The sequence below is a fragment of the Lactobacillus gasseri ATCC 33323 = JCM 1131 genome (assembly GCF_000014425.1).
Taxonomy (GTDB): domain Bacteria; phylum Bacillota; class Bacilli; order Lactobacillales; family Lactobacillaceae; genus Lactobacillus; species Lactobacillus gasseri.
Genome location: NC_008530.1, coordinates 1,271,883 through 1,297,547, shown reverse-complemented (window position 1 = coordinate 1,297,547; position 25,665 = coordinate 1,271,883). Strand labels below are relative to the sequence as shown.

Annotated in this window: 29 protein-coding genes and 1 riboswitch; of the genes, 24 read left to right on the top strand and 5 right to left on the bottom strand. The window is 33.8% G+C overall.

Going from position 1 to position 25,665, the window contains the following annotated elements:
* Positions 1-20 precede the first annotated feature (20 nt).
* The 6 genes from eno (at position 21) to LGAS_RS06385 (ending at position 5,913) form a co-directional block, all read left to right on the top strand.
* Entirely contained in the window at positions 21-1,319 is a 1,299-nt protein-coding gene (gene eno / locus LGAS_RS06410; RefSeq protein WP_003647015.1) for a phosphopyruvate hydratase, read from the top strand.
* A 123-nt stretch (positions 1,320-1,442) separates the two neighbouring features.
* Positions 1,443-1,676, top strand: a complete 234-nt coding sequence (secG, locus tag LGAS_RS06405) for a preprotein translocase subunit SecG (RefSeq protein WP_003647016.1) — start codon at positions 1,443-1,445, stop codon at positions 1,674-1,676.
* A gap of 82 nt (positions 1,677-1,758) precedes the next feature.
* Positions 1,759-4,098 (top strand): ribonuclease R, encoded by a 2,340-nt coding sequence (gene rnr, locus LGAS_RS06400; protein ID WP_011678922.1) that lies wholly within the window; start codon positions 1,759-1,761, stop codon positions 4,096-4,098.
* A gap of 14 nt (positions 4,099-4,112) precedes the next feature.
* Positions 4,113-4,568, top strand: a complete 456-nt coding sequence (gene smpB, locus LGAS_RS06395; RefSeq protein WP_003647017.1) for an SsrA-binding protein SmpB — start codon at positions 4,113-4,115, stop codon at positions 4,566-4,568.
* A 13-nt stretch (positions 4,569-4,581) separates the two neighbouring features.
* Positions 4,582-5,151 (top strand): GNAT family N-acetyltransferase, encoded by a 570-nt coding sequence (locus LGAS_RS06390; RefSeq protein ID WP_003651457.1) that lies wholly within the window; start codon positions 4,582-4,584, stop codon positions 5,149-5,151.
* Between the two features lie 192 nt (positions 5,152-5,343).
* The gene (locus LGAS_RS06385) at positions 5,344-5,913 is read left to right on the top strand and encodes a TetR-like C-terminal domain-containing protein (RefSeq protein WP_003647019.1); all 570 of its coding nucleotides are present in this window, start codon (positions 5,344-5,346) and stop codon (positions 5,911-5,913) included.
* Here the strand turns inward: LGAS_RS06385 and LGAS_RS06380 are convergent.
* Together LGAS_RS06380 and LGAS_RS06375 are read right to left on the bottom strand one after the other, a co-directional pair.
* On the bottom strand, positions 5,910-6,425 hold the full coding sequence (locus LGAS_RS06380) for an LURP-one-related/scramblase family protein (protein WP_003647020.1): 516 nt from the start codon (positions 6,423-6,425) through the stop codon (positions 5,910-5,912). The two genes, LGAS_RS06385 and LGAS_RS06380, sit on opposite strands and share 4 nt — an antisense overlap.
* Before the next feature lie 30 nt (positions 6,426-6,455).
* Complete coding sequence (locus tag LGAS_RS06375; RefSeq protein ID WP_003647021.1) at positions 6,456-7,316, bottom strand: Cof-type HAD-IIB family hydrolase; 861 nt, start codon at positions 7,314-7,316, stop codon at positions 6,456-6,458.
* Positions 7,317-7,392: 76 nt separating this feature from the next.
* Here LGAS_RS06375 and LGAS_RS06370 point away from each other — a divergent pair, with 76 nt between their 5' ends.
* The 3 genes from LGAS_RS06370 (at position 7,393) to tsaE (ending at position 9,615) form a co-directional block, all read left to right on the top strand.
* The gene (locus LGAS_RS06370; protein WP_003651462.1) at positions 7,393-8,088 is read left to right on the top strand and encodes a uracil-DNA glycosylase; all 696 of its coding nucleotides are present in this window, start codon (positions 7,393-7,395) and stop codon (positions 8,086-8,088) included.
* Positions 8,089-8,159: 71 nt separating this feature from the next.
* The gene (gene pta / locus LGAS_RS06365; protein ID WP_003651464.1) at positions 8,160-9,137 is read left to right on the top strand and encodes a phosphate acetyltransferase; all 978 of its coding nucleotides are present in this window, start codon (positions 8,160-8,162) and stop codon (positions 9,135-9,137) included.
* Between the two features lies 1 nt (position 9,138).
* The gene (tsaE, locus tag LGAS_RS06360) at positions 9,139-9,615 is read left to right on the top strand and encodes a tRNA (adenosine(37)-N6)-threonylcarbamoyltransferase complex ATPase subunit type 1 TsaE (RefSeq protein WP_003647023.1); all 477 of its coding nucleotides are present in this window, start codon (positions 9,139-9,141) and stop codon (positions 9,613-9,615) included.
* 16 nt (positions 9,616-9,631) lie between these two features.
* On the opposite strand, the gene LGAS_RS06355 is transcribed toward tsaE, so the two are convergent.
* Positions 9,632-10,165 carry a 3'-5' exonuclease gene (locus tag LGAS_RS06355; RefSeq protein WP_003647024.1) on the bottom strand — a complete coding sequence of 178 codons (534 nt, stop codon included), beginning with the start codon at positions 10,163-10,165 and terminating at the stop codon, positions 9,632-9,634.
* A 118-nt stretch (positions 10,166-10,283) separates the two neighbouring features.
* Here LGAS_RS06355 and murB point away from each other — a divergent pair, with 118 nt between their 5' ends.
* From murB to crcB, 11 genes are all read left to right on the top strand, one after another.
* Entirely contained in the window at positions 10,284-11,189 is a 906-nt protein-coding gene (gene murB, locus LGAS_RS06350) for a UDP-N-acetylmuramate dehydrogenase (RefSeq protein ID WP_025012207.1), read from the top strand.
* A gap of 59 nt (positions 11,190-11,248) precedes the next feature.
* Positions 11,249-12,340, top strand: a complete 1,092-nt coding sequence (locus LGAS_RS06345) for an ABC transporter ATP-binding protein (protein ID WP_003647026.1) — start codon at positions 11,249-11,251, stop codon at positions 12,338-12,340.
* A gap of 3 nt (positions 12,341-12,343) precedes the next feature.
* On the top strand, positions 12,344-13,156 hold the full coding sequence (locus LGAS_RS06340) for an ABC transporter permease (protein ID WP_003647027.1): 813 nt from the start codon (positions 12,344-12,346) through the stop codon (positions 13,154-13,156).
* Positions 13,153-13,950 carry an ABC transporter permease gene (locus tag LGAS_RS06335; RefSeq protein WP_003647028.1) on the top strand — a complete coding sequence of 266 codons (798 nt, stop codon included), beginning with the start codon at positions 13,153-13,155 and terminating at the stop codon, positions 13,948-13,950. Before LGAS_RS06340 ends, LGAS_RS06335 begins: the two co-directional genes overlap by 4 nt.
* The gene (locus LGAS_RS06330) at positions 13,947-15,020 is read left to right on the top strand and encodes an ABC transporter substrate-binding protein (protein ID WP_003647029.1); all 1,074 of its coding nucleotides are present in this window, start codon (positions 13,947-13,949) and stop codon (positions 15,018-15,020) included. Before LGAS_RS06335 ends, LGAS_RS06330 begins: the two co-directional genes overlap by 4 nt.
* Before the next feature lie 42 nt (positions 15,021-15,062).
* A complete protein-coding gene (gene cdaA / locus LGAS_RS06325; protein ID WP_003647030.1) occupies positions 15,063-15,911 on the top strand; it encodes a diadenylate cyclase CdaA in 849 nt (282 codons plus the stop codon).
* On the top strand, positions 15,908-16,876 hold the full coding sequence (locus LGAS_RS06320) for a CdaR family protein (protein WP_003647031.1): 969 nt from the start codon (positions 15,908-15,910) through the stop codon (positions 16,874-16,876). The genes cdaA and LGAS_RS06320 overlap by 4 nt, the downstream gene beginning before the upstream one ends.
* Positions 16,877-16,898: 22 nt before the next feature.
* Complete coding sequence (gene glmM / locus LGAS_RS06315; protein ID WP_003647032.1) at positions 16,899-18,254, top strand: phosphoglucosamine mutase; 1,356 nt, start codon at positions 16,899-16,901, stop codon at positions 18,252-18,254.
* 14 nt (positions 18,255-18,268) lie between these two features.
* A riboswitch (Fluoride riboswitch) is annotated at positions 18,269-18,331 on the top strand.
* A 76-nt stretch (positions 18,332-18,407) separates the two neighbouring features.
* Entirely contained in the window at positions 18,408-19,223 is an 816-nt protein-coding gene (locus LGAS_RS06310) for a Cof-type HAD-IIB family hydrolase (protein ID WP_021314857.1), read from the top strand.
* Positions 19,216-19,605, top strand: a complete 390-nt coding sequence (locus LGAS_RS06305) for a fluoride efflux transporter FluC (RefSeq protein ID WP_003647033.1) — start codon at positions 19,216-19,218, stop codon at positions 19,603-19,605. The genes LGAS_RS06310 and LGAS_RS06305 overlap by 8 nt, the downstream gene beginning before the upstream one ends.
* Positions 19,602-19,964: a fluoride efflux transporter CrcB gene (gene crcB, locus LGAS_RS06300; RefSeq protein WP_003647034.1), complete on the top strand. Its 363-nt coding sequence runs from the start codon at positions 19,602-19,604 to the stop codon at positions 19,962-19,964. Before LGAS_RS06305 ends, crcB begins: the two co-directional genes overlap by 4 nt.
* Positions 19,965-20,014: 50 nt before the next feature.
* Here the strand turns inward: crcB and LGAS_RS06295 are convergent, their stop codons facing one another.
* On the bottom strand, positions 20,015-21,232 hold the full coding sequence (locus tag LGAS_RS06295; protein WP_003647035.1) for a DUF4097 family beta strand repeat-containing protein: 1,218 nt from the start codon (positions 21,230-21,232) through the stop codon (positions 20,015-20,017).
* 110 nt (positions 21,233-21,342) lie between these two features.
* On the opposite strand from LGAS_RS06295, the gene LGAS_RS06290 reads away from it, so the two are divergent.
* The gene (locus tag LGAS_RS06290; RefSeq protein WP_003647036.1) at positions 21,343-22,050 is read left to right on the top strand and encodes a hypothetical protein; all 708 of its coding nucleotides are present in this window, start codon (positions 21,343-21,345) and stop codon (positions 22,048-22,050) included.
* Positions 22,051-22,052: 2 nt separating this feature from the next.
* Positions 22,053-22,829 carry an alpha/beta fold hydrolase gene (locus LGAS_RS06285; protein ID WP_003647037.1) on the top strand — a complete coding sequence of 259 codons (777 nt, stop codon included), beginning with the start codon at positions 22,053-22,055 and terminating at the stop codon, positions 22,827-22,829.
* Between the two features lie 32 nt (positions 22,830-22,861).
* On the opposite strand, the gene LGAS_RS06280 is transcribed toward LGAS_RS06285, so the two are convergent.
* A complete protein-coding gene (locus tag LGAS_RS06280) occupies positions 22,862-23,755 on the bottom strand; it encodes a metal ABC transporter solute-binding protein, Zn/Mn family (RefSeq protein ID WP_003652564.1) in 894 nt (297 codons plus the stop codon).
* Between the two features lie 164 nt (positions 23,756-23,919).
* Here LGAS_RS06280 and coaBC point away from each other — a divergent pair, with 164 nt between their 5' ends.
* Positions 23,920-25,128, top strand: a complete 1,209-nt coding sequence (gene coaBC, locus LGAS_RS06275; RefSeq protein WP_003647039.1) for a bifunctional phosphopantothenoylcysteine decarboxylase/phosphopantothenate--cysteine ligase CoaBC — start codon at positions 23,920-23,922, stop codon at positions 25,126-25,128.
* The gene (locus tag LGAS_RS06270) at positions 25,125-25,640 is read left to right on the top strand and encodes a VanZ family protein (RefSeq protein ID WP_003647040.1); all 516 of its coding nucleotides are present in this window, start codon (positions 25,125-25,127) and stop codon (positions 25,638-25,640) included. Before coaBC ends, LGAS_RS06270 begins: the two co-directional genes overlap by 4 nt.
* Positions 25,641-25,665: the final 25 nt, after the last annotated feature.

The following is a 25,665-nucleotide window of genomic DNA, read 5'->3' as shown; positions in this document are numbered from 1 at the left end:
TTAGAAAAAGGAGAATCTCCATGTCTGTTATTACTGATATTCACGCACGTGAAGTTCTTGACTCTCGTGGTAATCCAACTGTTGAAGCAGAAGTTTATACTGAATTAGGCGGCTTTGGTCGTGCTATTGTTCCATCTGGAGCTTCTACTGGTGAACATGAAGCCGTAGAATTACGTGATGGTGACAAATCTCGCTTTGGTGGTCAAGGCGTTTTAACTGCTGTTGAAAATGTTAACGGCGAAATTGCTAAAGCTGTTATCGGTTTAGATGTTACTGATCAACGTTTAATCGATCAAACTATGATCGATCTTGATGGTACTCCAAATAAAGGTCGTTTAGGTGCTAATGCAATATTATCTGTTTCATTAGCAAGTGCTCGCGCTGCAGCTGATGAATTAGGTTTACCTTTATACGAATACTTAGGTGGACCAAATGCTCATGTTTTACCAACTCCAATGATGAATGTTATCAATGGTGGTAAGCACGCAGATAACAATGTTGATATTCAAGAATTCATGATTATGCCAGTTGGTGCTAAATCACTTCATGAAGCTGTTCGTATGGGTGCAGAAACTTTCCATACTTTGAAGGGCTTATTGCAAGAACGTGGTGAATCAACTGCCGTAGGTGATGAAGGTGGTTTTGCACCTAACTTGAAGAATAACGAAGAACCATTTGAAATTTTAGTAGAAGCTATTCAACGTGCAGGCTACAAGCCAGGTCAAGACATTGCTATTGCCTTTGACTGTGCTGCTTCTGAATTCTACAACAAGGATACTAAGAAGTATGTAACTGTTGCTGATGGCCGTGAATACACTGCTGAAGAATGGACTTCATTGATTGAAGATTTAGTTGATAAGTACCCAGTTATTTCTGTAGAAGATCCTTTAGACGAAAACGATTGGGAAGGTTGGAAGACCTTTACTGAACGTTTAGGCGATAAGGTACAAATTGTTGGTGATGATTTATTTGTTACTAACACTAGTTACCTTGAAAAAGGTATCAAGATGGGTGTTGCTAACTCAATCTTAATTAAACTTAACCAAATTGGTACTTTGACTGAAACTTTTGAAGCTATCGAAATGGCTAAGGAAGCAGGTTACACTGCTGTTGTTTCTCACCGTTCTGGTGAAACTGAAGATACTACAATTGCTGATTTAGTTGTTGCAACAAATGCTGGTCAAATCAAGACTGGTTCAATGTCAAGAACTGACAGAATTGCTAAGTACAACCAATTAATGAGAATTGAAGAAGCTTTGGGTTCAACTGCTCAATACAAGGGAATTCACAGTTTTTACAATTTACATAAACAATTTTAATTAATACTTAAAGTAAAAGAAAAATGGGTGTCGCTTGAGGTGGCTCCCTTTTTCTTTTAGCATTCGTTAGTTAAATATGGTAAAATCAGTACAGTAAGAAATTTAGGTAATGGAGGCAGCGCTTTGTATAATATCGTCATGACGCTACTCATCATTGTTAGCTTTTTAATTATTATTGCTACATTGATGCAGCCGCAAAAGCAACAAGATGCCTTAAACGCATTGTCCGGCGGTGCAGTATTTAGTGGCCAGACAAAGAAGCGTGGATTTGAAGCATTAATGGAAAGAATTACCGCTGTATTGTTGGTTCTCTTTTTCGCTCTTGCTTTGATCTTGGCAATACTTTCATCCAAGTAAAAAAAGCCTTCCGGTCATAGGAGGGCTTTTTAATTTCTTTTAGCTTAACTTATCTTATAAAGAAATTGAGGCAAATTAGATAATGACACAAAATGAACGAGTTTTAGCTGATGTTTATGAAACTTTCAGACATAATCCTCAAGAGCAATATGATGTAGATCAACTTGAAAATGATCTCAGCCGTAATCAAAGATTGAATTTTCCAGATTTAGTTAAAGCTTTAACTTTTTTAGAGCATAGTAAAAAGATTGTAACTGATGGTCAAGGAAAATATCAGTTGAATCAATTAAATACGGTTGCTGAGGGTACATTTAAAGCTAATGATAAGGGGTTTGGTTTTGTTAAGTTTGATGATGAAAGCATGGAAGATGCCTTCATTGATAAACATAATACCAAGTTTGCAATTGATGGAGACCATGTTAAGGTAAAGATCATTGCAGGTGCAAATCCATGGAATGGTAGAGGACCCGAGGGTAAAATTGAGGAGATTACCGAACGAGGAGTTGAAACTTTAGTTGTCGAATTTCGTCCATATGCTGATGAAGTAGTAAAATCAAGTGGATTTTATGGTTATGTAGTTAGTGAAAATCGTAAATTAAAGAAGTATAAGATTAATATCACTGATAATGGTGTTAAACCACAAATGGGTGATATGGTAAAAATTTCTATTACAAAGTACCCTGACGAAGATCAACCTGATGAAATGCAAGGTGTAGCTCTTTTAACTATTGGTAATAAGAATGATCCTGGTGTTGATATCATGTCAATTGTAGTTGACAATGATATTCGAACTGATTGGCCTGAAGATGCTATGGATCAAGCGAATAATATTCCAGATCATGTAACAGAAGAAGAAAAAGCAAAACGTGTTGATATTACTGATCAACCTGCTGTGACAATTGATGGGGACGATTCTAAAGACTTTGATGATGCTGTAGTAGTTTGGAAGCTTCCTAATGGTAATTATCACTTAGGTGTACATATTGCAGATGTGTCTCATTATGTAAAAGAAGGAAGTCCGTTAGATAAAGAAGCTTTTGCTCGTGGTAATAGTACATATTTAGTTGATCGTGTTATTCCAATGCTTCCATTCAGATTATCAAACGGCATTTGTTCGCTTAATGAAGGCGTTGAACGTTTGGTTCTTTCATGTGATATGGAGATTACACCAGAAGGTAAGCGTGTTGGATATAGAATATATCCATCAGTTATGAAGTCACATGGTCGTTTAACATATAACAATGTTAATAAAGTTCTTGATCCAAATAATCATGAAAAGCTAGAGCAAAAATATGAAGACGTTGCTCCAATGCTTCACGACATGGCTGATTTACACAATATTTTATATAAACAGCGTCACCAACGCGGAGCAATTGATTTCGAAGAACCAGAAGCAAAGATTATTGTTGATGATAAAGGTAAGCCAATTGATATTGTTCTTCATGAACGTGGTACTGCTGAAAAGATGATTGAATCATTTATGTTAATGGCGAATGAAACAGTAGCTGAAGATTATTACAAGAAGCATGTTCCATTTCTTTATCGTGTTCACGAAACTCCAGACCAAGAAAAGATGCAATCATTCTTTGAGTTTGTAAGTGCGTTTGGTTTAAATGTAAAAGCTGATCCAAATGATGTAAAACCAAAAGATTTACAGAAAGTTGTAGCTAAGACTGAAGGTACACCTGAAGAAGCAGTTGTGCAAATGATGATGCTTCGTAGTTTGAAACAAGCGCATTATTCTCCAGAACCACTTGGTCACTTCGGTTTAGCAGCTAAATATTATACTCACTTTACTTCTCCAATCCGTCGTTATTCTGACTTAATGGTCCACCGAATGATTCATGAATATGCAGATAAGAAGATGGATAAGGATGTGCAGAAGCATTTCAAGTCACAACTTCCTGATGTTGCTGAACAAACTTCAACACAAGAAAGAAAGTCAATTGATACTGAACGTGGTGTAAATGATTTGAAGATGACCGAATTTATGGCTGATAAAGTTGGTCAAACTTTTGATGCTATTGTTTCATCAGTAACTAGCTTTGGGATGTTTATTCAATTGCCAAATACTGTTGAAGGTTTGATTCATATTTCTAACTTAAATGATGATTATTACAACTTTGATGAAAAGTCATTGACTTTAACAGGTCGCAATTCGCACAAGCAATTTAAGATAGGAATGCCAATTAAAGTTAAGTTGATCAATGCAGATGTTGAGCAACATCAATTAGACTTTGAAATTTATGATCCAAATGCCACAAAACGTCCGCAAAAAGGTTATAGTCGTGGTAAGCGCAGTTTTAATAAGGGACGTAGAAACAATAATGGTAAGAATAATAACTCTTTCCATGTAAATAATGGTCATAGTTTTAAAATTCGCCATCGTAAGAATACAACTGTTAAAGCTAATAAAAAATAACTAGGAAGAAAACGATGAAACAAAAAGCAGATAATTTGATTGCTCAGAATAAAAAGGCAAATCATGACTATTTTATTAAAGAAACTCTTGAAGCAGGAATTGCTTTAACTGGTACTGAGATTAAATCAATTCGTGCTCGCAGAATTAATTTACGTGATGGATATGTTCAAATAATTAACGGGTCTGCTTTTTTAGAGAATGTTCACATTAGTGAGTATAAAGAAGGTAATCGCTATAATCACGATCCTTTGAGGTCACGGCGCTTGTTGCTTCATAAAAGAGAAATTGCTCGCCTAGCTGGAATTCAGGCTCAACAAGGGATGGCAATTATTCCTTTAAAAGTTTATTTGAAACATGGTTTTGCTAAAGTACTAATAGGTGTTGGTCAGGGAAAGAAGCAATACGATAAGCGACAAACAATTAAAAAACGTGATCAAGATCGAGAAATTCATCGTAAGTATGGAATTTAAGTAGGTAGGTAAAATGATTAGAAAGGCAAAATTAACTGATTTTCCGTTAGTTTTTCCAATTTTAAAACAAATTTTTGATGAAATGGATATGGATACCATTAAAGCACTCCCAGAAAGTCAATTCTATGATTTGATGAAGCATGGTTTCTATTCACCTCATTATCGATATTCTCATAATCGAATGTGGGTAGAAACAGATGAAATGGATCGTCCAATTGGGTTGATTGTAATGTATGGTTATGATGATCAAGGGCTAATTGATATTTCATTAAAAAGTTCCTATCCTAAAGTTGGATTACCTCTTGATGCGATCATCTTTTCAGATAAAGAAGCATTACCGCATGAATGGTATCTTGATGCTATTGCAGTTTCTCCAAAACATTGGGGAGAAGGGATCGGACAGCGATTAATTAAATTTGCTCCGGGCGTTGCTAAGCAGAAGGGATATAAAAAGATAAGTTTGAACGTTGATCAAGATAACCCTAGAGCAGCTCGTTTGTATGATTATATGGGTTTTGAAACGACTTCGACCATGACTATTGGAGATCGTCTGTATAATCACATGGTTAAAAAAGTTAATTAAACAAAAAGAGAATTAATCATAGGTGAAGTAGATTAATTCTCTTTTTTGATTATTAAATTTAAAGAAATATTTAAAAATAACACTATTTACATTATTACTATTGTCTAGATTGATAAAACCTGATAAAGTAATAAAACTGTCATTCATAGAAAGGTAGCGTGATCCTTTTTCTAGAAAGGAAATAAAAATGAGATGTTGGCAGAATTGGAAAGAGTTCAAATAACTTTACATAGTATGTTATCTGAACCAAATGTAAAGAAAGTAAATATTTCGAAACTTTGTAGTAAAGCAAAAATTAGTCGAAAAACTTTTTACTTGCGATATGGAAAGATAAATAACTGTATCGAAGCCTGTATTTTGTTTGAATTAAGAAAAGAGTTACGCAAAAACAAAAAAGAAAGTCTAAATCAACTTCTTAATGTTTTATGTGAATACATTCAGAAAAACAAACAGTATTTTTATAATGCTTATCATTTAAGTGAACAAGATTGTATGTGTGAAAAGATGAAAGAACATTTCTTTAAGTATATTCGATCTTATGTTTATAAAAGAGGAAGTTTTTCAGAACTCATACTTAAACAATTGACCAACTTATTATATGATCGAATTTGTTTTTGGATTAGCCACGGATGTAATAAAAGCTATAGCTTCTTACTGGAAGAATTAGCAATTATTATTGAATTGATAGATTTTCAAAAACAAATTTGTTCTCATAAATTTCAAGTCTTTAATTTCTCACACTACTATTTAAATTCCGACTAAGAGAGAGCGTTAACTCGATTTTGAAAATTAAAAGTTGGTAAGAATAAAGGCTTAGTATGCCATTGTGTAAAGAGCAGGCTAATTAAAATAATAAATGGGACATCTTCGGGACGTGAAATATCACAACTCCAAGTAAGTCCAGCATCAGTGACTAGCGAACAGACGCTAGCCACTTTTTTAATGCCTGAATAAAAACTATATCTACCTTGTTTTAAACTTCCTTTTATCCAATAGTTTAATCTAGTAATATAGAATAAATTTGCAAATCGACTATTTATTTTTTTAACTTTGACTAGGGAGTGGTTGACTACGTCAACACTATAACTAGTTAGAAGAAGATTAGAGTCTAAATAAAGCCGACCAATCTCAATATGATTAATATCAGTGAGAATGATTGGTTGATTAAACTCATTAAGATTTCCTTTTAAAATATAGACAATCTCGCCCTGTTGATTTTTAACTGGGATTTGACCACAAGTTTGGCCTTGAGTAAGTTGGACAGTATAACGCATAATTTCATCTGCCTTTAGGGAAAATTATGTTTATTTACAGAAATGACGAATTGCATACGCAACGCCATTTTCATTATTAGTTTTAGTGATAAAATTAGCGATTTCTTTGATCTCAGGTGCGGCGTTTTCCATTGCAACACCAATACCAGCCATTCGAATCATTGATTCATCATTAAGATTGTCACCAATAGCCATCACTTCATCAGGCTGATAGCCCTGCAGTTTTGCGTAATCCATTAAGGCAATTCCTTTTTGAGCCTTAATATTATTTATTTCAATATTAGTTGAAGAGCTTGCAGTAACAATTAAATCGCCGATTTTTTTAATTTCTTGGCGAATATGATTAAAAACTTTGGGTCCATCTGGATGAAAAGCAACAAATTTCATTGCTTCAAATGATGGCTTTTTAAGCAGGTCTTTAAAATCAGGGACGTATTTGATTTTCATTATTTCGTCGGAGCCAGCAGCAAAAGAAACTGCTTTTTTAAAAGTCAGTTTTTTATTAAGATCAACTAAAAGATCAGAAAAATTAGCGATCCTTCGCAAACGAGAATCAGAATAAACATGATCTGCTCCTACTATTTCAAAGTAGAAGCCAGAATCTTTAAGTAACTTATTAATCTTGAAACTCTCTTCTTTAGGAATTGGCTCGTTTACAATTAGTTTACCTTCTGTATTAAAAACCATTGCGCCATTTAAGTTAATGAAGCCAGTGTGAAGTCCAGCTTTAGCCAGTATTCCTTGAGATTCAGAAGGTGCTCGTCCAGTTGCTACTAAAAATTCGATTCCTTTAGCTTGTGCTTCTTTAATAGCAGAAATATTTTCAGAAGAAATCTGCATTTGTTTATTTAATAGTGTGCCATCCATATCGCTTGCAATAAGTTTAATCATTTTAAGTCCTCCGATCTTTTATCTATATGATATCATGAACTTGGATTTCTTAGAGATACAAGAGGATAGAATAAATATGAAAAAATTAATTGGAAATGATTGGGATGAAATTTTGGCACCCGCTTTTGAGAGTGAACAGTATCAAAAATTACATGATTTTCTAAAAAGTGAATATCGAACAAAGCAGATTTTTCCAGATATGTATCACATTTTTACTGCTTTTAAGTTAACTTCTTTTGCAGATACGAAGGTTGTGATCTTAGGTCAAGATCCTTACCATAACCCTGGCCAAGCCACAGGGATGAGTTTCAGCGTTAATCCTGGGGTTGCTTTGCCACCATCGTTAAAAAATATCTATAAAGAATTATATGATGATGTTGGTGCCATCCCAGTAAATCATGGCTATTTGAAAAAGTGGGCGGATCAAGGAGTTTTATTGCTTAATGCAGTATTAACAGTGCCTTATGGAAATGCTAATGGTCATCAGGGAAAAGGCTGGGAAATAGTCACTGATGCAGCTATTAAAGCTCTTAGTGATCGCGGAAAAGTTGTATTTATTTTGTGGGGAAGATTTGCCCAAAATAAAATTCCTTTAATTGATGAAGAAAAGAACGTAATTATCAAGTCTGCACACCCTAGTCCTTTTTCAGCAGACCGTGGTTTCTTTGGCTCTCGTCCGTTTTCTAGATGTAATGATGCCTTGACTAAATTTGGTGAGAGTCCAATTGATTGGCAATTGCCACAGGAAGTAAGTCAATCAGATATGGCATAGTTTTTGTTTTGAGAAAAAGCATTGAAATTGTAAAATATTAGCTAGAGATAAAAAGAAAGGCTTAATTTGTTATGAAAGTATTTGACTCACTTAAGAAAAAAGCAGAAGAATCAAAAAAAGTGATTGTTTTTCCTGAAGGAAATGATGAGCGAATAATTAAAGCTGCTGTTCGTCTCGCAGAAGAGGGAATTGTTGAACCACTTTTGTTAGGAAAACCTGATGAAGTAATAAAATCTGCTGAGAAATTAAATGTTGATCTAGGTTCAATTGAGATAATTAATCCAGCTGTCTATTCAGATTTTGAAAAAATGTGCCAAGATTTTGTTGAATTAAGAAAAGGAAAGAATACTTTGGCAGAAGCAAAGGAAATTCTACAAGATGTTTCATATTTTGGCACAATGTTAGTGTATGAAGGAAAGGCTGACGGAATGGTTTCCGGTGCTACTCATTCAACAGCTAATACGGTTCGCCCAGCTTTGCAGATTATTAAAACTAAAAAAGGAATGAGCCGTGTTTCTGGCGCTATGATTATGGAACGCAAAGACGAAAAATATATATTTGCGGATTGTGCAATTAATATTGATCCTGATAGTGAGACATTAGCTGAAATTGCTTACCAATCCAGTAAAACAGCTGAAATGGTTGGGCTTGATCCTAAAATTGCAATGCTTAGTTTTTCAACTAAGGGATCAGCGAAGGGACCGATGGTAACTAAAGTTCAAGATGCAACAGATTTAGTACATCAAAAGTATCCAGATTTAGTTTGCGATGGTGAATTACAGTTTGATGCTGCTGTTGTTCCACGAGTAGGAGAAGCAAAAGCTCCAGGTTCTGCAGTTGCTGGACATGCTAATGTTTTCATTTTTCCAGAACTTCAATCGGGTAATATTTCATATAAAGTTGCTGAGCGTTTAGGTGGCTTTAGTGCAATTGGACCTGTATTGCAGGGATTAGCTGCTCCAATTAATGACTTATCACGTGGATGTAAAACAGAAGATGTATACTTGTTAGCTATTTTAACTGCTGCTCAAGCAAATATGGAGAAGTAAAATGGAATCATTAGAAATAAATTCTGATGAACAAATGCAAAAATTAGGCCAGGCAATTGGAAAAAATAGCCAGGGGCATGATCTGCTCCTCTTATCTGGCGATTTAGGTGCTGGAAAGACCACTTTGACTAAAGGAATTGCTCGGTCATTAGGTATTAGACGTCCTGTAAAAAGTCCAACATTTACAATTGTTAGAGAGTATCGTGAAGGTAAAATGCCACTTTTTCATATGGATATGTATCGACTAGAAGATGGTGATTTATCAAGTATTGATATGCCTGGATATCTAGCAGAAGATGGATTAGTGGTAATTGAATGGCCACAATTTATTATTGATGATCTGCCAAATGATTATCTTGAATTAACGATTAAGCGTGTTGATGATTCGTGGGATTCAACCAAACGAATAGTTGAATTTAAAACTGTTGGTGAGAGAAACCAAGTCTGGTTATCAGATATAAAAAAATCTTTTGAATAATAAAAAATGGTTAAGCTTAAATTTGCTTAACCATTTTTTTGATTGGATCATCCCCAACACGTTTATTTTCTTCAATTAAAATTCCTGCGCAAGCTTCACTGTCACTTAAAGCGTTATGGTGATGCCATAAGTTGATATCTAAAGCTTCCGAAACTGTGTCTAATTTGTGATTAGGAAGATTGGGTTCAAATGCTTTGCTAGTTGCTAAAGTATCAATTGCAAAGTAGTGAGGGGCTGGAATATTATAGCGAGCAAGTGACTTTTCCATCACTCGGCAGTCAAAACGTGCATTATGAGCGGCTACTAACATTCCCGGCTGATATAATTTTTTAATTTTAGGCCAAACCTCAGCCATTGTTGGTGCATTTTTAACGTCTTCGGCAGTAATACCATGAATTCTGATATTTCGACCATCAAAAGGCATTTGCGGATTAATAACTGTATAAAAACGGTCGACAATTTCATTGTTTCTAACCATAACTAAGGCAAGAGAACATGCACTTTCAGGATGACTGTTTGCCGTTTCAAAATCCATTGCAGTAAAGTTCATTTTTATCCTCTAAATAAATTATTATTTTTCTTTTTAGTATAACACTTAAGGTAGAAAACTAGCTATTTATTGCGGTATGATTAAAGGGACGATTATTTAAGGAAAAGAGAGATTGAAAATGCAACTGATGGACTTAAAAAAACAGGGAATTGATATTCAAGAAAATATTCCATTGAGCCGCTTTACGTTTACTAAGACCGGTGGACCTGCGCAATATCTTGCTTTTCCTAAAAATTTAGATGAATTAAAAATCTTAGTGGAAACAGTTAAAACTAATAACCTACCTTTGACTGTTATTGGAAATGCTTCTAACTTAATTATTAGAGATGGAGGAATTTCAGGTCTAGTTTTAATTCTTACTAAGATGGATAAAATTGTTGCAAATCAAGAAGAAGCAACAGTTACTGCGGATGCTGGAGCGAGAATTATCGATACGTCTGAAGCAGCCTGTGAAGCTAGTTTAAGTGGCTTAGAGTTTGCAGCAGGAATCCCGGGCAGCGTCGGCGGAGCCGTCTTCATGAATGCTGGTGCTTATGGCGGCGAGACGGAATTTGTCATTAAATCTGTTCGAGTCTTAACTCGTGAAGGCAAATTTAAAACTTATACTCACGATGAAATGGAATTTGGCTATCGTCATTCACTAGTTCAGGAAACTGGAGATATTGTAATTAGTGCTACTTTTGGTCTTGAACCAGGAGATAAGTGGGCAATTAAGGCTAAAATGGAATACTTCAATGGCTTACGTAGAGCAAAGCAACCACTTGAATATCCTTCTTGTGGAAGTGTCTTTAAACGTCCAACAGGTCATTTTGTAGGCCCAATGATAATTAAAGCTGGTCTTCAAGGAAAAAGAATTGGTGGAGCGGAAGATTCAAAGAAGCATGCTGGCTTTATTGTTAATGTTGGTGGTGCTACAGCTACTGATTATTTAGATTTAATTCATTTAATTCAAAAGACGATCAAAAAAGATTTTGATGTTGATTTGCAGACTGAAGTAAGAATTATAGGAAAAGAAAAAGATTAGATACTACGACAAAGCTACAAGTAACGGCTTGTAGCTTTTTTGATGAGATGGTGAAAAAATTGAGCGATATTATTAAATTAACGCATGTACGTAAAGAGTATGATGATGGTTTTGTGGCTCTAAAAGATATTAATTTGACGATTGAATCAGGAAAATTCTATTCATTGCTAGGACCATCAGGATCAGGCAAGACCACTATTTTAAGAATAATTGCTGGATTTAGTGAACCAACAAGTGGTCAGGTATTTTTTGCTGGAAAAGATATTACTAACTTGGATGCAGCCAAGAGAAAAATTAATACGGTTTTCCAGAATTATGCCTTATTTCCGCATATGAATGTTTTTGAAAATGTTGCTTTTGGTTTGCAAATTAAGAAAAAGGATAAGCAAGAAATAAAGTTAGCTGTTAAAGAAGCTCTTCATATGGTTCAGTTAGATGGCTTTGCAAATCGTGAAATTTCTGAATTAAGTGGTGGGCAGCAACAACGTGTTGCAATTGCAAGAGCAATTGTTAATCAGCCAAAAGTTCTACTTTTAGACGAGTCTTTATCGGCTTTAGATAAGCGTTTAAGAAAAGACATGCAATTTGAATTACGTGAAATTCAAAAGAAACTGGGGATTACATTTATTTTTGTTACTCATGATCAAGAAGAAGCTTTAGCTATGAGTGATGAGATTTTTGTTTTAAATGAAGGAAAAATCCAACAAAGCGGAAGTCCAGTTGATATTTACGATGAGCCAGTTAATGATTTCGTAGCTCGCTTTATAGGTGATTCAAATATTCTGAGTGGAAGAATGATTAAAGATTATGAAGTAGAATTTGGTAATCATCGTTTTGAATGTGCTGACGCTGGAATTAAACCAGGAGAAAAAGTAGAAGTTGTTTTAAGACCAGAAGATCTAGATATTACTGATATTGAGCATGGAAAATTAAGAGTTATGGTTGAAAGTCAGCTCTTTTTGGGTGATCATTTTGAAATTAAAGCCATTGATAGTGATGAAAATGAATGGCTGATTCACTCAACTAATCCAACTAATATTGGAAAAGAAGTAGGGGTATATTTTGATCCTGAAGATATTCATGTGATGCGTTTTGGTGAAAGCGAAGCAGAATTTGATAAACGCTTAGAGGCATATGAAGGAGACGAGTAAGATATGAAAAAGAGCAGGCTATTTTTTCTTGTACCCTATGTACTTTGGCTTAGTTTATTTGTGATTGCTCCGATTATTTTAATTACTATTAATGCCTTTAAAGGTGATGATGGATTTACCTTGAAAAATTTCCAGCAGTTTTTTGTCAATGGAACTTTTTTGAGAATGACGCTAAATTCTTTTTGGTATGCGTTTTTAATTACCTTAATTACGTTGTTGATTTCCTACCCAATTGCATATATTTTAAGTCAAATGAAAAATCAGCAATTTTGGCTGCTTTTGATTATTCTACCTACTTGGATTAATTTACTTTTAAAAGCGTATGCATTTATTGGAATCTTCGGCAAACATGGATTACTAAATAACTTTTTAAGGCTTTTTGGCATCGCTCCAGCGAATATTTTATTTACTGATTTTGCTTTTATTTTTGTAGCAGCTTATATTGAAATTCCATTTATGATTTTGCCAATTTATAATGCAATTTGTGATATTAATCCGGCTGTAATTCAAGCTGCTTATGATTTAGGAGCAAGTAAGTGGCAAACGTTTATTAAGGTTTTATGGCCACTTTCTATATCTGGAGTTGAGTCGGGAATTCAAGCAGTATTTATTCCTTCACTTTCTTTATTCATGTTGACAAGATTGATTGGCGGAAACAGAGTAATTACGCTTGGTACTGCAATTGAAGAATATTTTATGACTACGATGAATTGGTCAATGGGATCGACAATTGGAGTTGTATTAATAGTATTGATGGTAATTGTTATGCTATTTACTTCGTCTGATCATCGTCGTAAAAAGGAGATCAAGCTATGAAAAAAATAAAATGGTCTCGGATTTATTTTGCTTTTGTCCTTGTTTTGATGTATTTACCTATTTTTTATTTAATATATTATTCTTTTTCGAGTGGTCATAATATGGATCATTTTGAAAAATTTACTTTGAGTCATTATCAAGACTTATTTAACGATAATCGACTACTAGCAATTTTTTTAGAAACAATCTTATTAGCTCTCTTATCTAGTTTGATTGCGACAGTAATTGGAACTTTTGGAGCAATTGCAATTAGTCAGACTAAAAATAAAAAAGGCCAAAAAACATTATTAGCGTTAAATAACGTTTTGATGGTTTCACCAGATGTAATTATTGGTGCCAGCTTTTTAATCTTTTTTACTTTTTTAGGAATTGGTTTGGGCTTTGGTTCAGTATTATTAAGTCATATTGCATTTTCGATTCCGATTGTTGTCTTAATGGTTTTGCCGCGTTTAAAGGAGTTTGATTACTCTTTGGTCGATGCTGCTAGAGATTTAGGTGCTTCTACTTGGCAAGTTTATAGTAAAGTAATGATTCCAGCTATTACACCAGGAATTCTCGCTGGCTTTTTTATGGCTTTGACTTATTCATTAGATGATTTTGCAGTTACTTTTTTTGTGACTGGAAATGGCTTTTCAACGTTATCTGTAGAAATATATTCACGCGCACGGCAGGGTATTAATTTAGAAATTAATGCTTTAAGTACCTTAATGTTTATCTTCGTAATGGTTTTGGTATTAATTTATTATGTAATTACTAATCATAAATCCCATATCGGTAAGGGGCGTGCACAATGAAAAAGTTATTGATTGGAATTTTTGCTATTCTAGCAGTTTGCTTGGGATTAGAGGCTTGGGCTAAGCAGTTAGATAATAGCGGTGTTAGCGCCAATAATAAGAATTTAATTATTTATAATTGGGGTGATTATATTGATCCTAAATTGATAAAAAAATTCGAAAAGCAAACTGGCTATCATGTAATTTATGAAACTTTTGATTCTAATGAAGCTATGTATACGAAGATAAAGCAAGGAGGCACCGCTTACGATATTTGTGTTCCTTCGGATTACATGATTTCGAAAATGCGAAAGGCTAAGTTACTTGAGAAAATTGATACCAAAAAAATTCCAAATTATAAAAATATTGGGAGTGAATTTTTGCATCACTCATTTGATCCTAAGAATACTTATTCAGTCCCGTATTTTTGGGGAACTTTAGGAATTGTATATAATGATAAGTTTGTAAAACCGGGACAAATAAAGCACTGGAACGATCTTTGGTCAAAAAAGTATCGTCATAATATTTTATTAGTTGATTCTGCTAGAGATATTATGGGACTTTCATTAGCATCGATGGGAAAGTCGTTAAATACTACTAATTCATTAGATCTTAAATTAGCTAAAACTAAATTAGATGGATTAGGTCCCAATGTAAAAGCGATTATTTCTGATGAGCTAAAAATGTATATGATTCAGAATGAGGCAGCAGTTGGTGTAACATGGTCTGGCGAAGCGCGGACAATGTTAAGTGATAATAAGCATTTACATTATGTGGTTCCACCAGAAGGTTCAAACTTGTGGTTTGATAATTTTGTTATTCCTCGCACTGTCAAAAATAAAGCAGGAGCATATGCTTTTATTAATTTCATGCTTGATCCAAAAAATGCTGCTCAAAATGCGGAGTATATTGGTTATGCAACGCCAAATATCAAAGCTCAAAAATTATTACCTAAAGAGATAAAAAACGATAAGCAATTTTATCCAAGTAAACAAGCAATGAAAAATTTACAAGTCTATCAGGATTTAGGTCCTAAGAAAATTCAGGAATATAATGATCTATTTCTTGAATTTAAAATGTATGGTCGATAAGACAGTAGTTTAGGTATAATTAAGGTTTAGGAGGGATGGGTAGTGAAATTTAACATCGAGCAAATATTTACTTGGCAAAATTTAATGAATATTATTGATATTCTGATTGTTTGGTATATTATTTATCGCTTAATTATGTTGGTAAGAGGAACCAAGGCTGTTCAATTAGTTAAAGGAATATCACTAATTATCATAGTTAGAATTATAGCCGGTTTATTGCACTTACATACACTAACGTATTTCGTTGATCAAATTCTTTCATGGTCTGTAATTGGAATAATCGTTATTTTTCAACCAGAAATTAGACGTGGACTTGAACATTTAGGAAGATCGCCAATTTTTGGTGGCACAACTATGACTGAAAAACAGGCCGCTGAAAAAATGATTGGAGAACTAGATAAGGCGATTCAATATATGTCCAAAAGAAGAATCGGTGCTTTAATTACAATTCAGCAAAATACTGGTTTAGAGGATTATATTGAAACAGGTATTCCAATTGATGCAGATATTACTGGCGAGTTATTAATCAACATCTTTATTCCTAACACTCCATTGCATGATGGTGCAGTAATTATTAGAAATAATCGGATTGCAGTTGCTGCTGCGTATTTACCACTTTCAGATAATAGTATGATTCCTAAAAAACTTGGAACTCGTCACCGGGCTGCGGTAGGTATTTCAGAAGTTACTGATGCGATTACAATTGTTGTATCTGAAGAAACTGGTGGGGTAACAATTACTCGTAATAGCCAGTTTATGCTTGATTTGACTAGAGAAGAGTATTTGAAGTACTTAAATGCTCAACTAGTTCCAAAGGAAGAAGAAGAAAAGCCGAAATGGTATCAACGAATTGTAAACCATGTTTGGAATTGGGGGTCAAATAAAAAATGAAAAAGTTTTTTGATAAACCTTGGTTCTATCGCATTGTTGCATTGATATTGGCAATTTTACTGGCTATTTATGTTTCGTCTAATCAACAGGGATTTGTAACTCAAGGACGTCGAGAAGAAACTTTGAAAACTGCAACTAAGACGCAAGTAATTAAAGCTCCTCTACAAGTTTCTGTTAATACGGATAAATATTATGTAACTGGTTATCCTGAAAAAATAAATCTTACTTTAGAAGGATCAAATGCGCTGGTTACTTCTACTATTAATACTCAAAATTTCCGTGTTTATATTGATTTAAGCCATTTAAAAACTGGAGAACATACGGTGCCAATTAAGGTAAATGGTTTAAGTACTCAATTAACTTATAGTGTGAGTCCAAGTAAAGTACGTGTAAACATTCAAAAGAGAAAATCTCGTACCCTTCCTGTGCAAATAGAGTATAATAAGAGTGCTGTATCTCATGGGTATAATCTTGGCACAGCAAAGAGTGATCCAGAAGTTGTGAACATTACTGGCGCTAAGAGCGAAGTTAACCAAGTTGATCGTGTTGTAGCTCACGCAAATTTACCAAAGGGAATAGACAGCACATTTGAGCGTGAAGAAATGCTGGTAGCACTTGATAAAGAGGGACATCAACTCAATGTTGCTATTGATCCAGCAACAGCGCACATTACTATCCCAATTAACTTGTCGAAAAAGAAGGTTAAAATAAACGTGACGTCCAAAAATGAATCATCAACTCATGTTTATTCATTAACCGCAAAAGTAGAGACAGTTGAGATATATGGTGATGAGAATACGCTAAAGAAGATAACATCTCTTCCCTTAAAAGTTGATTTAAGTGGTATCAATCGAGATGTTACAAAAGATGTAACAATTAAATTGCCGAAGGGCGTAGTTAAGGCTTCACCATCAGTAATACCAGTTCATATTAAGGTAACTGATACTACTGCTAAAAAAGAATAAAACAAGGAAAGGTTGTTAAATTATGCTTAAATATTTTGGAACAGATGGTGTACGGGGGGTTGCTAATGCTGGCTTAACTCCAGAAATGGCTTTTAAATTAGGTCGTGATGGAGGATATGTTCTTACAAAAGATAAAAAAGATGGAGAAAGAGCGAAAGTATTAGTTTCACGCGATACTCGTATTTCTGGACAAATGTTAGAGTATGCATTGATTTCTGGTTTACTTTCCGTCGGAATTGAAGTTTTAGAAGTTGGTGTGATTACAACACCGGGCCTTTCTTACTTAGTTCGTGCTCAAGGTGCAGATGCTGGGGTTCAAATTTCAGCATCTCATAATCCAGTTGAAGATAATGGAATTAAGTTCTTTGGTAGTGATGGTTTGAAACTATCTGATGCTAAAGAAGAAGAAATTGAAAAATTAATTGATGCACCAGAAGATAAGCTTCCACGTCCTTCAGCTGAAGGCTTAGGTACTGTAACTAATTACCACGAAGGTGCTTCAAAGTACTTGCAATTTATTGAAAATACTTTACCTGAAGAATTAGGTGGAATTAAAGTTGTTGTAGATGGTGCAAATGGTGCAGCTAGTGCTTTGATTTCAAGATTATTTGCTGATATGGGCGTTGATTTTACTACAATCGCAACTCATCCCAATGGCTTAAATATTAATGATCATGTAGGTGCAACTCATACTAAAAAGTTACAAGAAGAAGTTGTAAAGCAAGGTGCTCAACTGGGCTTAGCATTCGATGGGGATGCTGACCGTTGTATCGCTGTTGATGAAAACGGTAATGAAGTTGATGGCGACCATATTATGTATGTAATTGGTTCCTATCTTGCCGATCATGGCCGTTTAAAGAAAGATACGATTGTTACAACCGTAATGAGTAACTTAGGCTTTACTAAGGCTTTAGAAAGACGCGGCCTTAAGAATGTCAGAACTCAAGTTGGTGACCGTTATGTTTCAGAAGAAATGAGAGCTAATGGTTATAATCTAGGCGGTGAACAATCTGGTCACGTTATTATCAGTGACTATCATAATACTGGTGATGGAATGCTTACCGGATTGCATTTATTATACGTAATGAAGGATACTGGTAAGTCATTAAGTGAATTATTAAGCGACTTTAAAGAATATCCACAACGCTTAATCAATGTTCCTGTCAAAGATAAGAAAGACTGGAAAGAACATAAGCGAATTACCGAAGCTATTAAAAAGGTAGAGGAAGAGTTGAGCGATGAAGGACGGATTTTTGTTCGTCCATCTGGAACTCAAAGCTTACTTCGTGTTATGACTGAAGCACCAACACAAGAATTAGCTGATAAGTATTGTGAAGAAGTTGCTAAAGTCGTTGAAGAAGAGATGGGTTCAAAGTAAACTGTCTTTATTAAATTATAATAGGTGATGGCGTTCACCAATTTAACCGATTAAGATCTGACGACGCCTACTTTCTTATGTGTAATAAGGGAGTAGTGTCGTCTTTTTTTGTATAATAGAAAGGAAAGTGAACGATTACATAGGAGAAAATTGATGAAGACAAAATTAATTGCCGTTGACCTTGATGGAACTTTATTGAATGATAAACAAGAAATAAGTGTTAAAACAAGGGAAGCTTTACAAAAAGCATCTCGATTAGGAATTAAAATTGTTCCTTGTTCGGGGCGACCATTTCCAGGAATTAAAGAGTATTTAGATCAGTTAGATCTGCAAGATCCTAATCAATATGTTGTGGCTTTTAATGGTGCTCTAGTTTTGAATGCACAAGGAAATGCAGTAGTTGAAGAATTATTAAGTTATCAAGATTTCCTTTTTTTTGAAAAAATAGCTCAACAATTGAAGGCTAACTTTCATATTGAAGTGAGTGATAAATTTATTACATTAGATCACTTTATTAATTATTATTTATCGCGTGAAAGCTGGCTGACTAGAATGTCGATTGAGGTTTGTGGATTTAAAGATATAGCTAAAGATTTAAAATTTACAAAAGCCATGTTTTCAGGTGCTCCATCAGAAATGGAAAGAGTTTATCGGCACCTGCCCAAAGAAGTTATTGAAAAATATAACGTTTCTACCTCTGATAAAACATTAATCGAAATTAATTCTAAGCAAGCTTCAAAAGGAAACGCTTTAAAAGAATTGGCGCAGAAACTTAATCTTAGACAAGATGAAATAATGATTTTTGGTGATCAAAAGAATGATATTTCCATGTTTGACGTTCCAGATTTTTATAAAGTAGCTATGGGAAACGCGGTATTAGAGATAAAGAAGCGAGCTAATTATGTTACTCGAACAAATAATGAAGATGGAATTGCGTATGCAATAAGAAGGTTGATTTTTAATGAATAAAAAGTTGAAAAATTATATCAGTGTTGGTTTATTTGCATTTTGTGGAGGAGCATTACGTGCTTATTTAAATGTGATTTGGTCACAGGCTGGAACTTTTGTAGCTAATATTATTGGTTGCTTTTTATTAGCCTTTCTAACATATTTCTTTATTGAATTTAGGGAAGGACGAGATTGGCTAGTTACAGGATTAAGTACAGGTTTTGTAGGAGCATTTACAACCTTTTCTAGTTTCCATTTGGATACATTCAAGCAATTAGAAAGCGGAATGAATAATCAGGCGCTGATATATTTCTTTAGTTCAATCTTTATTGGATTTTTATTTGCTTATTTAGGAATGATTACAGGAAAAATATTGGGTAGAAAGTTGGCAATAAGAGCATGATAACGACACTTGTAACAGCTGGTTTTGGAGCAATTTGGGGAGCAATTCTTAGGTACGGAATTACTAATTATGGTAAAAAACATTGGTCTAGCAACTTTCCTTATGCTACTTTATTAATAAATCTTACTGGGGCATTTTTGTTAGGGCTAGTTTTTTCGCGCAATTTTTCGCCATTTGTTTATGCTTTAGTTGGAACCGGGGTACTGGGAGGTTATACGACCTTTTCCACATTAAATGTTGAGTTGCTTTCTCATTGGCAGGATCATAATTACAAAACATTCCTTCTTTATGCTTTATTATCCTATGGTGGCGGCTTAATTTTAGTTTTTGCAGGATATAAAGCAGGCTTAATAATTTAGAAAAAATGCTAGCAAATTTTAGGTTTGCTAGCATTTTCGCTTGAAGTTGTTTAATTTTCGTTCTTAATTGATACTTTTCCAATTTCACTTGTGATCGTTAGTGAGTTACTTGAATTTTCATTACCAACATATCCTTCAATTTCATCATATTCATTATTACCATAAATAATGGAGTCAAGTGGAAGATCAGTAGGGCCGATTTTTTTAGTATTGATTTTGAATTTAAATAATTCTTTCTTTGGTACATTTACGCGGATACTTCCAACTTTACTTGTGATTGAAAAATTAAAATTAGATTTATCAGCAATTGATAAGGATATTTTCCCAATTCCAGACTTAATATCACCGCTACCGTTAACCTTATTTAAGCTCATATTTCCTGTATCAGTAACTAAATCCATTCTTTCGCTATTAAGGTCATTAATAGTAATTTTTCCACTCTTAGTATCGATAAAAAAGTTTTTAGTAGAAATACTTTCTAAGTCTATATTTCCACTACTTGTATGATAAGAAATCTCTTCTTTTGCACAAACATGATCGCTAGTTAGAATTCCAGAATGAGCATTAATGTGAAATACATTTGCAGATGTATTAGAAACAGCAATGTCGCCTGACTTTAAGTCTGCTTGAACACGTTTAAGTTTAGAATGAGCCAATAATAAATCGCCAGAAACTGCAGTAACATCCAGCATACAATAATTTGGAACTTTATTAATATAGATATCACCACTTTGACTTCTGATTGTTAGGAAGCCAGTAAAATTTTTAGGTAAAAATAATAAAGTTTTATTTTTGAAAATTCCTACCAGCTTACGTGGACCTTGAGTAATTTTTAAGACGTTACCAATTTTTTCGACCGTTGAATGAAGATTTTCAATATCTCTAGACATAAAATCATGCACAATTAAGTTTGATGAATTAGTGGGTAATACTAAAATATCACCCAAGCGGTAATTAAGGTGAATTTCATCAATTTGATTTAATTTAAGTTTTAATTCATTAACTAATTTTGAATCAAAGATTTTAGCAAAGAAATCATTATATTTACTGTAGTCAGTTTCTTCTAAATTTTTTAGTTGTGATAATAGAGTGTCTAGATCTGTTAAATTTAAAAGTGCTTTCTGTTCCGCTTCAACTTGACTTGCACCATGTTGGATTTCTTTTTTTATTAGGTTGTTGATTTTCTTGCTCAGAGTATTTTGTAAAGGCTTATTTTCCTTAATATGAGGAAATTTATTGAAAAATTCTTTTAGTTTTTCATCAATCATGCTGAACTCCTTTAATATTTGTTACACTTTTATTATATAGCACTAAAAAAAACTTTATGTAGTATTTTAGCGATTATAAAAGACTATTAAAATTTTCGTTAGGAGAAAAAATGAAATTAATAAAATGGATTTGGAGATTAGTTGTAATTGGATTAATCTTTATCTCACTAAGTTTGACTTTAACAAGTCCAGTTGAATTGAAAGTTGATAGTACTGCTGGTCTTGTGAAAAGCTCAATTAATAAGGTAGTTGACCAAGCGAATAATAGTGATTTGCAAATGGGAGTCAGTTTTTTGCAAGAATCGGGAATCGAAGATACGCTTTTATCACAATTACCCAAGAATATTGAATTAAAAACATCATATCAAGGGCTAAATCAATTGAGTACTAATTATTTAGCCAATGGTAAATTAGCTGCATCTGATCTAAAACTAAATAATGATACGCAACAAGAACAAGTTTTTAATCAGTTAATATTGCAATTAGTAAATGAACAATTAAGACAGAATTCTGCGGATGTAAAACAAGCAGCTGAGATTTATCATTTGATTTATTTCCTACTAATTGGTCTCTACATTTTGGCAATGGTAATGGTTTTATTTGGTAAAAAGATTGCAATTTTACCGCTTATGATTGCTGCAATTGGTTCATATGGTGTTTTATCATACGCGGCTGGAATTGCCACAAGCTCGCTCCAGCAAAGCGTTTATGACGGGATCAACGTAAGCTTAAGTAGTGGATTAAGTCAAGCTTTGATTATTGCGATTATTGCTGCAGTTGGATGTTTATTCATTAGAATTAAACAGAATAAGGAGTAAAAATGCTGTTTGAAACAAGTGATAATGTAAAAATTAATTATGAATTAACTGGGAAAGGGAAGACGATTGTCCTAGTAAATGGTTTTGGTGCATATCAAGAAATATGGTCTGCTCAAGTACCATTTCTTAATAATTTAGGGTATCAAGTACTTACTTATGACCACCGAAATATGGGGAAGAGCCAACGCACAGAAAGAGGACATAATATTGTTCGTTTAACACAAGATTTAGAAGAATTAATTTCTTTTCTGAAAATTAAACAGGCTATTTTCATGGGACATTCAATGGGCGCTTCGATTATTTTCTGTCTAATAAAAAGATGGCCAACTGTTGTTAAGCGTGCATTAGTGGTAGATCAATCACCTAAGATGCTTAATGATAAGAATTGGAAGTATGGCTTTATGGACTATACAAGTGAAAATTATCATAAAAAATGTCAGGAAAGACCCCATGTTCATGAAACTTTCGCAGGACTAGATGATGGTGTTTATGCCAAACTTATGAAAGCAAAAGAAGAAAACCCCTTTAATAGAAAAGATAATGTGGACTTGTTAGAAAATCATATGTCCTTAGATTGGCGAAAAGTTATAGAAAACGCAACAATTCCGATTACTTTTTTTATTGCTAAGGAGAGTCCGTATTATCGTGAAGGATATGAAAAGTTGCTTGAAGAAAAAAATGATCAAGTAGATAGTTTTATTATGTCACCAACTGGTCACGTAATTATGGCAGAAATTCCTAAGCAATTTAATAACAAATTAAAGGATATTTTAGGGTAATAAAAAAGAGGCTCATGCCTCTTTTTTGGTAATTATTTTAACTTTTTAGCGATATTTGCTAAATTTTGATAATTTTCTGTCATCCATTTCAAATAAGTTGTATTGTTTGGAATAGTTTCACGAACTTGCAAGATTGGAATCTTCTTTGATTTGGCTCTTTTAACGAAATTGTTAACGGTAGAACTACTTACTTGGGAGTTTTTAACAAAGAAAGAGATACCACGATTATTAATAGTTTGATTCATTTGATGAACAATTTTGGCACTCGGATCAGTTTCATTTTCGATTGCCTCTTCAAAATCTTTATCGCCGATCTTAAAGTGGGTGGCTTTCAAAGCATAGTCGAATACTGGTTCACTAACATATACTGGTTTTTGTTTTGTACCATCAATTGAATCAGCTATTTTTTTGACTTTTTTGATTTTTGCTAAATATTTAATTCCATTCTCTTTATAATAGTTTGCGTGTTTTTTATCAATTTTAGATAAGCGCTTTACCAAATAGTTGACATATTTTGTTGGCATATTTAAGTCAAACCAGATATGAGGATTATCACCGCTTTTCAAATTCATTAAGTCTTCACCAACTAAAACAGCAGACTTATTACTTGATTTAGCCAGTTTTGCTAGCCAGGAATCATATCCTAAACCATTAGCTACAACAATTTTGGCATCTTGAACTTTTTTTGCATCTGCAGTAGTTGGTTCAAAATCGTGGGGATCGGTGGAACTACTAGTAATAATGGCTGTTGCTTTGCCGTACTTACCTAAAACATTTTGTGCAATATTAGCATAAACATTGGTGCTGGTAACAATCGAGATTTTGTTAGACGATGAATTTTCTTTTTTGGAGCAGCCAGTAAGAACTAGAAATAAAGCCCCCATTACAATAAAAAGAGAAAAAATCTTTTGATAATATTTTTTCATTTTGTATATTTATCCTTTCAAGGTATGTGATCGATATCTTTATTCAATATAAATCATATCAGAATCCGTTAATGATTTTTAATTTGATAATTTATTTTTTAATAATTTGTCTTAGTTAGCTTGTGTTATAGTAGAAAGAAATTATGAAATTAAGGTTGAGAAAAATGAAAGCTACAGTTTATATTACAGGTAGTATTGCCGCCTATAAAGCAATTAACGTTGTACGAAATTTTCAAAAAGAGGGACATGAAGTAAGAGTAGTTATGACAAAAGAAGCTGTCCATTTAATCGGTACGCAAACATTAGCTGCTTTAACTAAGTATCCAGTGTTGACTGATCTCTGGGAAAAAGAAAGAGCTGATCAGATTCAGCACATTGAATTAGCCGATTGGACAGAAATTGCTGTTGTAGTTCCAGCAACGGCTAATTTTATTGCTAAAATTGCAAATGGTATTGCTGATGATGCGGCAAGTACAACTTTCCTAGCAACAGCTTCACCTAAATATGTAGTTCCAGCTATGAATAGTCATATGTGGAGTAATCCAGCCTTTCAAAGAAATCTAGCCTTATTAAAACAAGATGGAATTGCGGTAATGGATCCTGCTACTGGGCGCTTAGCTGAAGGATATAGTGGTAAGGGAAGGATGCCAGAGCCAGATAACATTATGGCTTGGATAGATGATTCTTTTCAAGCTAAACAAATATTAGCTGGTAAAAAAATTGTAATTACTGCAGGTGGAACAATATCTCCGCTTGATCCGGTTCGTTTTTTAGGTAACCGTTCAAGTGGTAAGATGGGAATAGCTTTAGCTAAAGCTGCTCTTGTTGCTGGAGCCGAGGTGATTTTAATTTCGGGTCATATTGCTGTCTCATTACCTAATTCGCCTAGTTTAAAAAACATTAAGGTAGAAACTACAGAACAGATGTTCTCAGCAGTTAAGACAGCTTTTTTAGGTGCAGATGCTTTAATTATGGCAGCAGCTGTAGCAGATTATGAACCGGTAAATTATATTGCTCATAAAATCAAAAAGCAGGATCAGGGGGATGAGTTAAAAATTTATTTGAAAGAAACTCCTGATATTTTGAAAAAAATGGGAAGTATAAAAAAAGCGAATCAAGTTGTTGTTGGTTTTGCTGCTGAAACAAATAACTTATTAGAAAATGCTTCGAAAAAATTGCAAGAGAAAAAAGCTGACATGATTGTTGCAAATGATGTCAGTCATGGAGTATTTGGTAGTGATGAAGATAAAGTCATGGTTTTAAGGCAAGATAAAACAACTGAAAATATTACAGAAACAACTAAAGTTGAAATTGCTAAAAAAATAATTGTTTTGGTTGCTGAAGAACTTGAAAGTAGGAAAGTTGAAAAATGAAAAAAACAGTATTAACTAAGCGAGAAATGATCTTTGTCTGTTTGATGCTCTTAGTGCTTTTAGGTTTATTTATTTCCAGTTCGATGACTTATCACGAACAAGAGATGTCACCAGGATTTATTCATCGACATTTTCCGATTATTGAAAGAATAGTTGGAAAATGGAATATTTATTATGCTGGTCGCTGGCATAATGCATTTTTAGACAATGGGGAAGCTGGAATGACACAATTTGTCATGAGAAAATTTGCCCATTTTTCATCGTATTTTTTAGTTGGTTTATTTGCTTGTTTAGGATTAGATCGTTTATTTAAAAAATGGTGTGGACCTTTGTTTATCTGGTTAGGAATTATTGGATTAGCTGGATTAGATGAATTTCATCAATATTTGACAGGAGATAGAACCCCAAGTCTTCACGATGTTGCTCTTGATTCAGCTGGAGCGCTTTTAGCTATTTTACTCTGTATTTTTGTTTACTGGATTAGACACCATCAAGAAAAAAGCAATTCCTAATTAATCATAGATTGAATTTAAACCT

Bases quoted from the DNA above. Each gene is read 5' to 3' on its own strand.
- LGAS_RS06355 (WP_003647024.1), bottom strand. From the start codon at position 10,165: ATGAACTTTACTGCAATGGATTTTGAAACGGCAAACAGTCATCCTGAA.
- LGAS_RS06390 (WP_003651457.1), top strand. From the start codon at position 4,582: ATGATTAGAAAGGCAAAATTAACTGATTTTCCGTTAGTTTTTCCAATT.
- smpB (WP_003647017.1), top strand. From the start codon at position 4,113: ATGAAACAAAAAGCAGATAATTTGATTGCTCAGAATAAAAAGGCAAAT.
- LGAS_RS06330 (WP_003647029.1), top strand. From the start codon at position 13,947: ATGAAAAAGTTATTGATTGGAATTTTTGCTATTCTAGCAGTTTGCTTG.
- LGAS_RS06295 (WP_003647035.1), bottom strand. From the start codon at position 21,232: ATGATTGATGAAAAACTAAAAGAATTTTTCAATAAATTTCCTCATATT.
- LGAS_RS06270 (WP_003647040.1), top strand. From the start codon at position 25,125: ATGAAAAAAACAGTATTAACTAAGCGAGAAATGATCTTTGTCTGTTTG.
- crcB (WP_003647034.1), top strand. From the start codon at position 19,602: ATGATAACGACACTTGTAACAGCTGGTTTTGGAGCAATTTGGGGAGCA.
- LGAS_RS06310 (WP_021314857.1), top strand. From the start codon at position 18,408: ATGAAGACAAAATTAATTGCCGTTGACCTTGATGGAACTTTATTGAAT.
- rnr (WP_011678922.1), top strand. From the start codon at position 1,759: ATGACACAAAATGAACGAGTTTTAGCTGATGTTTATGAAACTTTCAGA.
- LGAS_RS06305 (WP_003647033.1), top strand. From the start codon at position 19,216: ATGAATAAAAAGTTGAAAAATTATATCAGTGTTGGTTTATTTGCATTT.
- LGAS_RS06340 (WP_003647027.1), top strand. From the start codon at position 12,344: ATGAAAAAGAGCAGGCTATTTTTTCTTGTACCCTATGTACTTTGGCTT.
- glmM (WP_003647032.1), top strand. From the start codon at position 16,899: ATGCTTAAATATTTTGGAACAGATGGTGTACGGGGGGTTGCTAATGCT.
- LGAS_RS06320 (WP_003647031.1), top strand. From the start codon at position 15,908: ATGAAAAAGTTTTTTGATAAACCTTGGTTCTATCGCATTGTTGCATTG.
- LGAS_RS06290 (WP_003647036.1), top strand. From the start codon at position 21,343: ATGAAATTAATAAAATGGATTTGGAGATTAGTTGTAATTGGATTAATC.
- LGAS_RS06285 (WP_003647037.1), top strand. From the start codon at position 22,053: ATGCTGTTTGAAACAAGTGATAATGTAAAAATTAATTATGAATTAACT.
- LGAS_RS06375 (WP_003647021.1), bottom strand. From the start codon at position 7,316: ATGATTAAACTTATTGCAAGCGATATGGATGGCACACTATTAAATAAA.
- pta (WP_003651464.1), top strand. From the start codon at position 8,160: ATGAAAGTATTTGACTCACTTAAGAAAAAAGCAGAAGAATCAAAAAAA.
- tsaE (WP_003647023.1), top strand. From the start codon at position 9,139: ATGGAATCATTAGAAATAAATTCTGATGAACAAATGCAAAAATTAGGC.
- LGAS_RS06380 (WP_003647020.1), bottom strand. From the start codon at position 6,425: ATGCGTTATACTGTCCAACTTACTCAAGGCCAAACTTGTGGTCAAATC.
- LGAS_RS06280 (WP_003652564.1), bottom strand. From the start codon at position 23,755: ATGAAAAAATATTATCAAAAGATTTTTTCTCTTTTTATTGTAATGGGG.
- eno (WP_003647015.1), top strand. From the start codon at position 21: ATGTCTGTTATTACTGATATTCACGCACGTGAAGTTCTTGACTCTCGT.
- coaBC (WP_003647039.1), top strand. From the start codon at position 23,920: ATGAAAGCTACAGTTTATATTACAGGTAGTATTGCCGCCTATAAAGCA.
- LGAS_RS06385 (WP_003647019.1), top strand. From the start codon at position 5,344: ATGTTGGCAGAATTGGAAAGAGTTCAAATAACTTTACATAGTATGTTA.
- murB (WP_025012207.1), top strand. From the start codon at position 10,284: ATGCAACTGATGGACTTAAAAAAACAGGGAATTGATATTCAAGAAAAT.
- LGAS_RS06370 (WP_003651462.1), top strand. From the start codon at position 7,393: ATGAAAAAATTAATTGGAAATGATTGGGATGAAATTTTGGCACCCGCT.
- LGAS_RS06335 (WP_003647028.1), top strand. From the start codon at position 13,153: ATGAAAAAAATAAAATGGTCTCGGATTTATTTTGCTTTTGTCCTTGTT.